This window comes from Natrinema hispanicum (assembly GCF_004217335.1).
GTDB classification, from domain to species: Archaea; Halobacteriota; Halobacteria; order Halobacteriales; family Natrialbaceae; genus Natrinema; species Natrinema hispanicum.
Map to the genome: position 1 here is coordinate 58,471 of NZ_SHMP01000002.1, position 12,662 is coordinate 71,132.

Sequence of the window (12,662 nt, forward strand, 5' to 3'; positions counted from 1 at the left end):
TTCGATGAGCACGAACTCTGCCGACCACGACTATACCGCGCGAAAGATCCACCAGTCCTTGGGTGGCACAACGGCCTTCTTCCGGGGCTACACGATTGGCGAGCTCATGTTGTTTCTCGCAGTGGCGTTCGTCACGGTCGTTGCAGCGACGTTCGTCCCAGCAGCACTGACGATCCCAGTTCTAGGATTCGGGCTCATGCTCGTGACGTTGCTGTTCTTGCTCCACAAGGTCAAGCCCCGATATCTGTGGCTGACTGAGTGGCTCGCTGCCCGTCTTAGCTGGGCGATCAAAAACAAGGAGTACACGCACGGTGGCGAGGACAACAGCGAGGTCCGGTATCTGACTCGCCTCCAGCGAGTGTACCCACACGCGATCGAACGAACGGATGGCGCACTCGTTGGGGCGATGAAGGTCGAGCCCGCGAACATGGCCCTCGAGGATGATGATGCGTGGGCGAAGGCTGTCCAGTCGCTCTCGGAGTTCGCCAACTCGACTGTCGACTTTCCAGTGAAGATCTACGTCACTAGCCGCGAGGTCGATGACGACGAGACCATCCGTGCCCACCAGGATCGACTCGCTGACGCCGACGTTCGCTCACGTCCTGTGTTGAAACGGCTGCTCGAGGAGTACGTTGGAGCGAATACGACTGACAACGGCGAAATCGACTCGGAGACGACCACGATCCGCGAGTACTACCTTATTACCGCGGTGAACGACGAGGATATCGAACACTTCGATAAAACGGACGACAGTGTCCTCGCCTATCTTGCTGACCTTCCTGCTGTTGGACGGCTCTTCAGTCGGTTCCAAACCGACGATCTGACCGACGCCGAGCGAGAGCAATTCAAAGAAGAACACCTCGAGTCACGACTCACACAACTCCGCCGTGGTGGGTCGTCGCTCTATCGGTGTTCAGTCAGCCCTGTCGATGCCTACGATCTCGCTCGGATCACGAAGGAATACTGGACGTGTCATCCCGAAGAGTACGCTGATATCACGAACGCACTTGGGACGTTCCCGGTCGTCTCCCACGGGATAAGCGACGGTGTTCCAGCAACGCCTGATCCCGATGACGTCCTCGATGCGATGGCCGAGCACGACAGTCCGTCAGATACGGCCTCGAGCGATCGTGGTGAAGACACTATCGACGAGGATGCTGTCGACGACTCGTCAACCGGAACTGACGATCGGTTACCAGATACGTCGACGATGCACCAGTCGGTGATTGCGCCGTCGACGGTCGACTGGGAGACGACCTACGCCGTAATCAACGACGAGACGTACGTTCGCACGTTCTGGATCGAACAATTCCCCGAGGAACCGCCAGATGGCCTTCTCGAGCGGCTGTTACTCGACACGGAGTTGCAGACCGACATCAGCATCCATCTCGATCCGTTCGACAGCCAGTCGGCCCAGGATATGATGGCAGACTGGATCTCGGATTTGAAGATCAACCAGCACGACTCGAACAGTCTCAAATCCGAGGACCTCCAGGAAGACATTGATCAGGCGAAGTACATGCGGTCGCTTGTCCGTGCGAACAAAGCGTCGTTCTATCGCGGTGGCGTGTTCATTCGCCTCGCCGCTAATAGTCAACAGGAACTCGATAATCAGACGACGCGCCTGCGGTCAATCATCAAGGATGCGCCAGCGAACTGTACGCTCAAGGTCGCAAGTCGCTGGCAGGAACGTGGACTCGCGACAGTGTCGCCGCTTGGCGCGAACGAACTTGGCTGTGACCGTATGTCGACGCTGACGAACCAAGCCGTCGGCGCGATGTTCCCGTTCTCGTCGAACTACCTAATGATGGACGAGGGTATCGAGTACGGCTATCACGGCCACAACGGTTCCCCAATCCGAATCAATCCATGGGCGCTCGAGACGGGCCACAGTGAACTCGTCGTCGGGATGCCGGGTGCTGGGAAGACGTTCGGCGACATCATGCGCCACCTTCGGATGATGAAACGCCGCAACGACACGATGCTCGTTCTCGTCGATCCAGTTGGTGGCTTCCGTGGGATCGCGGATGCACTGAATGCAAAGACGATCACCGTCGGTGGCGATACGAAGCTCAACCCACTCGAAATCCGCGAGACGCCCCAGCACGTTCTTGATTCCGGTGACGGGATCTCTCCCCTTTCGGCGAAGAAAGACGAGGTCTACGCCGTCCTCGAGAACTTCCTCAACGCTCGTGATATCGAACTCGGAACCGAGACGGGCGTCCTCTCGTACGTCATCGATGAAGCCTACCGGCAAGCAGGGATCATTGAAGACGACGTCTCGACGCACACGTCGGCGAATTCACCGACGATGCAGGACGTCCATCGGATCCTCTGTGATATCGCTGAGAATCCGGACGAGCATAATATCGCGAAATCTGACTCCGCTCGCGAGCGTGCCGTACAGTATGCAGATGACCTCGCGATTGCGTTCCAGCCATTCCGTGAGGGGGGCTCCTACGAAAACCTCTCACATCACTCCGAGATCGATATCCTCGAGGGCGACAACAAGGTCGTCTATATCGACCTCGGTCAGATCGAAGGCAGCGCGTCGGGGATCGATCGCCAGACGTTCCTGATGCAACTGTTGCTGTCGACGATCTACCAGCAGGCGAAAAACACTCAGCGAAACGTCGAACTCGCAATCGACGAAGCCCACTACCTCTTCGAGGACCAGGCCAACCTTGATTTCCTCGAGACAGCGTTCCGGCACCAACGCCATGCAGGGCTTCGGATGGTGCTGCTCTCCCAAACCGCTCAGGAATTCTATGAGACCGAGCAGGCGGAGAAGATCATCGGCATGTGCCCGATCAAGGTCCTCCACAAACTCCCCGAACTAGACGATCGGACAGCGGACAAAATCGGGCTAACCGAAGAGCAGCGACGGTACGTCAGGGGTGCCGATGCCGGGAACGAAGATCTCGGCTATAGTCAGGCACTCGTTCGCGTCGAAGAACACGGAACGTACCCGCTGCATATCGTCGCTGACGACTTCGAGAAACGGGTTATCGACTACGAGCCCGAGGACCAGGCCTTCATCGAGCAGGCGATTCGCGACGAGCCAGCGGAGTTGCTCGCCTTCGAAGAGTTCGTCGAGAACGAAGCCCAGCGCAACGCGCTTGCAACCCGTCTCGATCTCAGCGCAGATGCGGCCAGTCGGCTTCTCGAGACAGATCTCACGAAAGAGGAAATTCTCGATGCAGTCGTCGAGCACTCCCTCGAGACAGACAGTGAGAAATCATCTGTCCGGCCTGATGGTGGAGAATCAGCTACTGCACAGGATACGACTGAAACGGAGTCTGACACCCAAGATCATGACTAGGTTTAATCAGATCAAGACAATCATAGGTTCGTCGCCACAGTACGAGGCGACGCAACTCGACTTTGGAGAGTACGATTCGTTCGTCCAACGGCAAGCGGACACGCCAGGAACGCTGCTGCGGATCCGCCCATACAAAGAGAACAACGGTATCGCGGACGGGGCCGGGGTCCTCCAGTCAGTCCACGATGTGACGACGAACTTCCGTGGGAAGAATACGAGTGACCACCACTCGTTTGAGGTCTGGTTTGATGAAGGGAAGATCAAGTTCTACATGCACGCTGCCACTGAGGCAGCAGCCGACAAGTTCAGACGGCGTGTTGGGAACAACTACGCCAACAGTGAGGTTTTCCCGGTCGAGGAGGGCTATGCGTTCCCCGTTATCGACGCTGACGAGTACGTTGCCGGCGCGTGGCTCGAGATGGAGAAAATCCCCTACTATCCGATTCGTCATCACAACAGCGAGGGCTTCGAGACGGATCCCTACGGCGAGATTACGAGCGAGATGCTCTCGCTCGATGAGAGTACCGTCGTTACGCAGGTCGTGTTTCGACCTGCGAAACAGTCGTGGACTGACGGCGACCGGTTCAAGCACAATAGCGTCGACGAACTCGCGCACGCGCTTCGCCAAGGGACATCCGTCGGCTTGCTCAATCCCCGAACGCGACCGCCAAGCGAGAAGGACAAACAGGCTGCGAAAACCATCGAACGGCAACGTGGCCAGCAGGCGTTCCACGTGAACATTCGCGTGCTTGCTGCCTCGAGCGAGCAAGACGAGGCTGAGGCTCGTGCTCGTGGCGTCGCGGGGATGTTCAGGAAGTACTACAACGCAATCACTGAGCAGGGCCTCGACGACAAGCCTGTCTGGCATCGCCGAGAGAGCAAACGCGCAACGCGGCTTCGACAGTTCGTTGAGCGAATGCGTGACCGCGAGTGGATCGATCGACACATGATTATGACCGTCGACGAACTCGCCGGCGTCGCACATATCCCCAATGCAGAGATTGAGACGCCGAATATCGACTGGCGATATACCCGACGTGGTGACCGCGCCCCTGCCGATCTCGGCCAATACGAACAGTCCACCAGTAGCAGCGCTTCCACTGAACACAACGTTACTAACAGAGGACACGATGGTGTTTGATCGATTCTTTGACCGTAGCAAATCCGAAGAGGCAACAGAAGACATGGAGACCGAGCCAGCGACACAAGCTACTGGTGACGGTGACTCTCCGCTCGATTCACCACCGGCTCCCCAATCCCAACTCGGCGAGACATACGATATCGATGAACAGAAGACCAGTTCCATCGGTGGTAAGCAAGCTATCACTGAAACGACTCAGGAGGGCACTGTTGCAGGACCATTTGTCCGCGAGATGTTCGAGGCAGGTGTCGAGACACCGTCTGCACCACTCTGGATCGGCTACGATAAGGATCCTCAGCGAGGCTTCCGTGAAGTCCCGCTTCGCTTTGACTCGCTTTTCCGCCATATCTGGATTACGGGCACCACTGGCTACGGGAAAACTACAGCGCTACTGAATATGATGGTCCAGTGGGCCTACTCCGGCTATGGCTTCACGTACTTCGATCCGAAAGGCCGAGACTCCCGAGAGCTCCTGCGCAAACTCCCTGAACATCGACTCGAGGACGTGGTCTGGATTGAGCCTGGTTCGACCACCCATGAGAAGACGATCGGGATGAACTTCCTCGAGGTGCCCGAGTGCGAGACGACCGAAGAACTCGAGAACGAGATCGAAAACCGAGTCGAGAACCTGAAAGCGGTCTTCGACACCTCTGACTACTGGGGTATCAACATGGAGGCGATCACTGAGTCGATGGCCCGGGCAATGATGAAATCGGAGAAGCCGTTCTCGATCATCGATATGTACTTCACGTTGCTCAACGCCGAGCGGCGCGAAGACTTCGCTCTCGATGTCGAGGACCCCTACATCAGGGAGTTCTGCCTCGAGATTGCGAATATGGAGGAGGAGACGATCCGTCCCCTCCTGAAACGGATCAAGTCATGGGTTGAGAATTCGGTGATTCGTCGGATCATTGCCCATCGTGAGAGTACGATCGATTTCCGAGACATCATCGACAACGATCGGATCGTTATCGTTCGAACGCCCGTCGAGAATACAGATATCAAGAAGATGGTCACGCTCGGTGTGATGCGCAACCTCTGGAGTGCCATTCAGCACCGGTCGTACGAACGCGATACCGATCCAGACCCCTATTTTGTCCTGTGTGACGAGTTCGACGACATTGCTAGCGACAATCTCGATGTCGAGTCGATGCTGGCCCGTGCTCGCTCGATGCGACTATCGGTAACGCTCGCTTCCCAGTACCCCTCGCAGTTTGATGAGGATACGCTGAAAGCGATGCAGAACAACTGTGATAACCTTCTTGCCTTCTCAGTCAACGACGTCGACGACGCCCAACTGCTGATGAAGCGGTTTCAGGGTTACACGGCGGAGGATTTGATCTCGACTGATCAGTACAAGGCCTGGACGAAACTTCCGCTCGAGGGTGGGCGCTATTCTGAGCCGGTCCTCATCAACTCGTTCCCGCCGTATCCACCGCTTCGGTCGACTGAGACTGTCGATGATATCATCGAACAGAGTTTAGAGCGCTACGGAACTGACCCGCTAACGGACGCAGAGATCCTTCAGAACCTCATCTACAGCGATGCCAATGAGGCTGCCAATCCGACGAAGATACTGGACGAGACCATGGCAGAAGCTCTCCGCACAGTCCAAATTCGAGAGGGTGTACGAGAGGCAAATGGCTGGGTCGAGGTCACGGCTGTTGACGAGGAACTCGTGGCTCGCCTCGAGAAAACCGAGCCCGAGATTGACTATGCATACGAAGACCTGCCGGACGTGCGCGATGCCTCGCGGTTGATCGAGGTCGACCTGCAGAACGATGAGATCGTCGCTCGGCTCACCGACGAGGGTGAAGAGTTGGTCCGGCCCAAGACGGGCACTGTTGGCTCAGCTGGTGGAACCAGCCACGACGCAGTGCTTCTGGATACTGAGGTAGCGCTCACTGAACGCGGGTTCAGTGTCGAGATCCTCGAGCAGGATGGGAGTGAGCAACCTGACGCAGTTGCCACGCACCCAGATCACGATGTGGTGTTTAACATCGAGGCTGAGACAACAACGCCCGACCGCCCAGCGAAGGTTTTGCAGAATCTCAAACGCGCTCACGAGGAAGACCGCATTCCGATCTTCGTTGTTCGACCTGGAGAATCTGAGACACAGGTGGCATCACGAGTCGAGAATATCCTTTCAAAGCCACTGCACGAACGATCGGATGGCACTGAGCAGTTCTACAACTGTGATGAGATTGTGACCTTCGGTGGTGGCGCGACAGCTCATGGTGGCGTCACTGCGGTTCGTCCACAGACGACGGATGCAAATCGGACTGTCTGGGTACGCGACAACGGAGAGCGTGTGCTGTCTGATGGTGAGACAGAGTTTACCCGTGTGCCGGATGATGGTCCGATCTCGAAAGATGATGTGCCGGCCTACTACAGTTATGATCATCAGTCCGGTCAGTACACCGTCCACCAACCCGGTGAGACACTGACTTACGACTCCAAAAGTGAGTTCGAGACAGAGTGGACGCCGATCAAACGGCCGTTCCTTCCCGACGTTGACCTGCCAGACGCAAACTATTCGCGTGAGAGCTATCTCATCCTGATACACCCGACAGACGGGAGTCCCCTGCTCTTCCAGCAGGGCGACACGTACGAGCTGTCTGAATCGCCAGACAACGAGGAGCTATGGCCAGATGCATCTTCTGCTGAACACTCCAAGGCTGTGGAGCCGTCCCAGCCGGCAGAAGCATGCTCCTCAGGAGAGCAATCTGTACAGATCGAACCAGAGAGTGATGGCATCGAGGCGTTCGCAGCGATGTACATCAGAGAAGCAGATGGTGTGCAGATACCGAAGGAGGAATTGTTTCAGGCGTACTCGAGATGGACTGATCAGCAGGACATTGATGGGACAAATGCGAGCTGGTTCGGTCGGAAGCTTGCGAACGTCGTTGAGTATGAAGATGACCGTATCAGAGACGGCGATAATCTGGTAACAGTCTACACTGGAATCGACCTGACCAGCGATGGATCAAAGCTCCTTGAATGAGACTTATATCATAACTATGTCTGTATCTCAAGAGAATAAAACACCGGATACCTCTGCACTAGCACTAGTATTACGATCTCCGCCTATCAGGCCATTTACACGCCAATCTCCGGTTTACACCACTATTTGTTCAGGGCAAATTAATTGTTCAGGTCAAGAATTTGAAAAATGTTCAGGGCAAAACCGCAGGACGGAAGCGATGTTCATGGCAAATCGAGGGTCAAAACCAACTAGTATAGAAGGGGTAGCCCCCGTTGGACAGGGTAGCGAACAGCCCACTGAATTTCGGTATGTTTGTCAGCATCGTGATAGTGGATGCACGATGTCCAACTGGACGCATATTACGAGGTCGATCGATGATGTCTGAGAGCGCTGTCTCGGTACTCCCCGAGGAACTACGTGAGCGCGACCAGTGGGTCTGCTGGAAAGAAGAACCTCGAGATGGGAAGCCGACGAAGATACCAGTGACGCCAGGGAGTGGTGCGTTCGCGTCATCGACGGATCCCGAAACATGGGCGTCGTTCGAGACAGCCCTCGAGTACGCTGACACAGGGAATGCCGATGGCATCGGCTTCGTCTTTACCGACGACGATCCCATCGTCGGCGTGGATCTGGATGACTGTCGGGATCCCGAAAGCGGCGACGTTGACGGCACAGCACTGGACATCATCGAGCGACTCGATTCCTATACGGAGATCTCTCCCTCGGGTACTGGGTTCCATGTACTCATTGAGGGAGAACTCCCAGATGGGCGGAACCGCCGTGGCAGTATCGAACTGTACGACACTGCCCGGTTTTTCACCGTGACTGGTGACTGCCTTGGGGACACGCCAGCTCGCGTTGCACGTCGGCAGGACGCGCTGGTAGCGATCCATCGTGAGTACGTCCAAAACTCTGAATCCGATTCAGAGCACAAACCTGGGAACCGTCGCAGTAGGGACGAGACGGAAACGACGGGCAGTGCCGCCGATACCAACGTCGACCTCGAGGACGAGGAACTGCTCGAGCGAGCGCAGAATGCATCGAACGGTGAGAAGTTCGAGCGGTTGTGGCGTGGCTCGACCGCCGGTTATGAGAGTCAGTCAGAGGCGGACATGGCGCTGTGTTGTTTGCTGGCGTTCTGGACTGGCGGTGACCACCAGCAGATGGACCAGCTCTTCCGCCAATCGGGACTGCTCCGAGACAAGTGGGATGAAGTCCACTACGCAGACGGCTCTACGTACGGCGAGAAGACTATCGAGCGAGCGGTTTCGAGTACCTCCGAGTTCTACGATCCGGACACTCGAGAGACGGCAACCGAATCTGCACCCAGAACGAGCGAGTCGTCGACCGCTGCCACCCGTGACAAATCGGGACGGAATAGGAACCGTGCGTATCTGGTCGAGAAGAATCGACTGTTGACTGACCGTGTCGCCGAACTCGAGGCCACGCTCGAACAGAAAACTGAGCGTATCGAGCAACTCGAGGCAACGATCGAGGATCTCAAAACCGAACTTGCAGAGCGTGACCGAGAGATCGAGCAGACTCGAGAAGAACAAGCCGAGACGACATCTGACTGTGATACCGCTTCAGAGACAGCCTCTCTGTGGGGACGATTATTCGGCGATAGCTCGAAATAACAATCGTTGGGAGGATCGTTTCTTCAATTTAGAGCAAGGCGCTTGACTCGGTAAATCTGTCTTCTTACTCACCTCACCTCTTCTTCTTGTTAAAATGGATGTTCCCACACAGCTGATAGTTGGATATGGACTCAGCAGCTAAAACCAACTATACGTGTAGTTCGGTAGCCACTCACCACAATCCGGCAGTCAAACCGGCTAGGATGGTCCCTATCAGAAAGACTGCTAATAGGAGTAGGATCAGTGCCGCCACCATCAAATCAGTCCGGTTCATTTCTTATCACACCCTAGTTGTTCGTGGCTGGTAAAACGACCGATAAGTAGTTCATCTGTACTGATCGCTGGTTTCGTGAGCCGTTCAGAATAAAGAGAGCAACGATCTACCGATACCGTCGCGACTGTGATCTCGTGTTTTTCGTCCCCGGGAGGGGTGTGGGGCGATCGAACTGCCTCGAGATAGCGAATGACTTCTGAGTGACAGCACCCACGGGACCGTGGTATCGATCGAGCACCAACCCACCGACAGCCCACTGAACCACCCTGGTCCGGACTCGAGTTGCGCGTTCCGAACGACCGGAGTCGAGAGTCACTCATTTCGTTCGTCGAGTGTGTTCTCGTCGAACTCACACATGCAGATGTCGGTGCCGAGTATCGATCGTCGAACGTCTGGGGAGTCAAACGAACTCAGTACATCGCCGCCGAGACGACCGGCCAGCTCTTTAGGAAGCGTCATTACGACGAACGGCTCGGCTGGCACGAACAGACGATGTCTCGGCAGGACGTGCGTGATGAACTGATCAACCGCCTCGCACGGCCCGCGTCATTGGCGACGAATCAGAGTCATCCCCATCCTGTTGAGGAATCAGATACGTTCCAGGTGAAGCCAACGTGGCAACTGCGAACAGGTCGACGGACCAGCAAGAGGTAATCTCCAGCCGTCGGTACTCGAGCCCGCTGTTGAATATTGATCACTGACTCCATACACATCACGCAATGTCTTCGACTTGATTGTACTTCCAGCAGCGAGTTTATCGGCGCCGTGAGGCATGAGGCGCGTTCAACAGTGAGCCGCCATGTGATTGACAATGACTGATCCAAATCCGATTGACGACACTGCAGACGATTACAGCCGGCTTGAGGCCAGACTCGTTGCCCGTGATCAGGATGCAACTCGCGTCGTGACCACAGATCTCGGCGAGACAACTGCCCGACAGCTCGTTACTGAACTCATCGATAACGGTGTGGTGACGCCGGTCCCTGGCAAGCGGGTGTTCGTCCATGAGCCAAGCGGGACCATCTTTGACTCGAGCACCCAGCTTGCTGTCTTCCATCAAGGCTGGACGGCTGCTCGAGATGACGTCATGGGGGAGTAGTCGTGACACAGCAGACACTCGCGGGGTGTTCGTTCTGTGAGGGACCACCCGGAACGGAAACTGGCACTGCATACACTTGGGGGAAAGACGAGCGAGTCAGTCACCTGATCTGCGTCGACTGTGCCATCCAGATACGGCCAGACCCGGATAAGAGCGATCACCACGCCTGCGACGGCTGTGGGCTCGTCGTCGACGCGCTTGCAGCCCTCACGCGATTCCGCGTCGAACTCAGCAATCTCGAGGGCTCGCTACAGCTGTGTGCGCGATGTAGTCCCGGTGGGCCAGCTACCTACTGGACACGTGATCTCGAGGAGCATATGATCGATCAGTAGCTGACTCCGCACCGTGGCGGTCGTCCTCCGATTGCCTCACCTAGAAAAATACGACGATACAGCTAATACACTCGCAGACAAAGAAATACATATACCCATCGACATTGAGACGTTCGAATCCTCGCCCGAGGATCGACTCCAGCACAACGGGGAGACGAACGCCGATCGCGTAATGCAGTTCCTCGCTGCCAATCCTGATCAGGCATTCACCCAGAGCGAAATTCGTGATGCGACCGGCGTGAAAGCAGGGAGTATCAGCGTCGTCCTCTCGCGTCTCGAAGATCGCGGACTCGTGCGCCACAAAGGCAACTACTGGGCGCTTGGAGAGGCCGACGACGTCGCTGCCTACGCGAATATGGTCGAGAGCACGCGGACCGCGAACGGCCGCTTCGGTGAGGAAGACATGGACGAGTGGCTGGAACACGCTGTCGACGACGAGGATACTGAATGAGCTACCAGCGCGGTGATGTCGTCTGGGGTCCGGACCCGTTCAAATCAGGTGAGAACCCGCGACCGTGGCTGATCTTAAACAACGATCGCCATCCGTTCGGTGACGAGGAGTACATGACGGTCACGCTGACCACAACACCGCACGATGAGGAGGATTCCACTCGATGACGCCGACTGGGTTGAGGGCGGGATGCCTCGCCAGAGTTACGCCTCGCCGTGGGTAGTTGCGTCACCGAAACACGCCGCTATCGTTCGACGGCAAGGTCGTCTCGAGGAATCGTTCGTCCAGACCGTCGTCGATGCACTCGAAACCTATCTCGAGCCACCTCACGAAGACTAACTGGCCAAGCGGCCGTGTGACGTGCAAGAGCGGAACTGGCAACCTCGAGTACCGTTCGTTGACGCGATCTATAAGGCTATCCTCAGCAACCGTGTACCGTTTCGAACCACTGCTGCAGACTTTGGCGGAGCGGCGCTCGATGGAGTTTGTGTCAGGATGACTGCGACTCTGGTTCTCAGAGAGCAAAATACGATACAGCAGGAGTATTCTTTGAAAGCCCCTGGCGCGCTCGAGTCCCGCGCCTCGCTGCGCTCCTCACAGGTTGCGGTGCTTGCATCGTCGGGGTTCCTCGAGCACGCCAGCCCCTTTCAGCCCCACCCACGTGGACTAATCGGGATGCTGTTGCGTTGGTTGCCCTGCTCTTGGTATTCGGCCCGCCCCGCTCGCCGCGTGCCGCCCTCCGCGTCGCTCGCGACCGACCATTCCGGGCTGCGGTTCGCTCCTAGCGTCGCTCACCGTTCCGGGCTAAAGTGAATCTGGTCTCGGCGTCAGCATTAAGCGCGTTTTCGGTTGCGCCCCTCGCGGGCTTTCGCGTTCCAGCGCTTGGTGCCGCCTGCGCTGTCGCGCGCCACACCGCGGCGCGCGTTCTCGACGACAGTCGCGCTGGACACGGACCCGCAGTCCGGGCCGGACACGAGAAACGGCTTAAAGCTGGCCGCTCGCTTCGGGCGGGTCGCCGCGCGGTGCTGGTTGGAACACCGCCTTCAGGCGCGCTCTCGCTCGCGCCCAGATGGGCGCTCGCGAAGGCGCGAGCGCGAGCGCGCAGATGGATCTAGTCGGTCGGCGTCGTCGGAAAACCGCGATGTCCTAGCATCGCGGTGGCAGGCGCGTGAGCGCCTTCGGAACAGGTGTGTTCCAATGTCTAGTAACAACTCGAGTAGCAAGGTCGTTACGGTCGATGAACAGGCACTCAAACAGGCGGATGAGCAGGCAGTCAATGAAGACGGCTTCCCGGTCGTCGACGAGACGCCGGAATTCGAGGCAACAGTCGAGCAAGAGGTCCAAGCAAAGGTGGATGCGAACCACCCAGACGGGATCGTCGATACGAGCGATGACCGGATTCACGGCGCGACCCTCGAAC

8 protein-coding genes and 2 pseudogenes are annotated in these 12,662 nt (G+C 56.9%); all 10 read left to right on the top strand.

The features are described 5' to 3' along the window. Positions 1 to 4: 4 nt before the first annotated feature. A complete protein-coding gene (locus tag BDK88_RS00565; protein WP_130498687.1) occupies positions 5 to 3,322 on the top strand; it encodes a VirB4 family type IV secretion system protein in 3,318 nt (1,105 codons plus the stop codon). Further along, positions 3,315 to 4,463 (top strand): hypothetical protein, encoded by a 1,149-nt coding sequence (locus BDK88_RS00570; RefSeq protein ID WP_130498688.1) that lies wholly within the window; start codon positions 3,315 to 3,317, stop codon positions 4,461 to 4,463. The genes BDK88_RS00565 and BDK88_RS00570 overlap by 8 nt, the downstream gene beginning before the upstream one ends. Then, positions 4,453 to 7,467, top strand: coding sequence for a type IV secretory system conjugative DNA transfer family protein (locus tag BDK88_RS00575; protein WP_207225239.1), 3,015 nt, complete (start codon positions 4,453 to 4,455; stop codon positions 7,465 to 7,467). The genes BDK88_RS00570 and BDK88_RS00575 overlap by 11 nt, the downstream gene beginning before the upstream one ends. 356 nt (positions 7,468 to 7,823) lie before the next feature. Then, positions 7,824 to 9,086: a phage NrS-1 polymerase family protein gene (locus tag BDK88_RS00580; RefSeq protein ID WP_130498689.1), complete on the top strand. Its 1,263-nt coding sequence runs from the start codon at positions 7,824 to 7,826 to the stop codon at positions 9,084 to 9,086. 499 nt (positions 9,087 to 9,585) lie between these two features. After that, positions 9,586 to 10,014 (top strand): hypothetical protein, encoded by a 429-nt coding sequence (locus BDK88_RS00585; protein WP_242611591.1) that lies wholly within the window; start codon positions 9,586 to 9,588, stop codon positions 10,012 to 10,014. A 157-nt stretch (positions 10,015 to 10,171) separates the two neighbouring features. Continuing rightward, positions 10,172 to 10,459, top strand: a complete 288-nt coding sequence (locus BDK88_RS00590; protein ID WP_130498690.1) for a hypothetical protein — start codon at positions 10,172 to 10,174, stop codon at positions 10,457 to 10,459. A gap of 2 nt (positions 10,460 to 10,461) precedes the next feature. Beyond that, positions 10,462 to 10,791: a DUF7558 family protein gene (locus BDK88_RS00595; RefSeq protein ID WP_130498691.1), complete on the top strand. Its 330-nt coding sequence runs from the start codon at positions 10,462 to 10,464 to the stop codon at positions 10,789 to 10,791. A 91-nt stretch (positions 10,792 to 10,882) separates the two neighbouring features. Continuing rightward, on the top strand, positions 10,883 to 11,242 hold the full coding sequence (locus BDK88_RS00600; RefSeq protein WP_130498696.1) for a MarR family transcriptional regulator: 360 nt from the start codon (positions 10,883 to 10,885) through the stop codon (positions 11,240 to 11,242). After that, a pseudogene (locus BDK88_RS22275) lies at positions 11,239 to 11,581 on the top strand (type II toxin-antitoxin system PemK/MazF family toxin). Before BDK88_RS00600 ends, BDK88_RS22275 begins: the two are co-directional and overlap by 4 nt. 858 nt (positions 11,582 to 12,439) lie before the next feature. Beyond that, positions 12,440 to 12,662, top strand: a pseudogene (locus BDK88_RS00615) (DNA-binding protein); the annotation flags it as partial.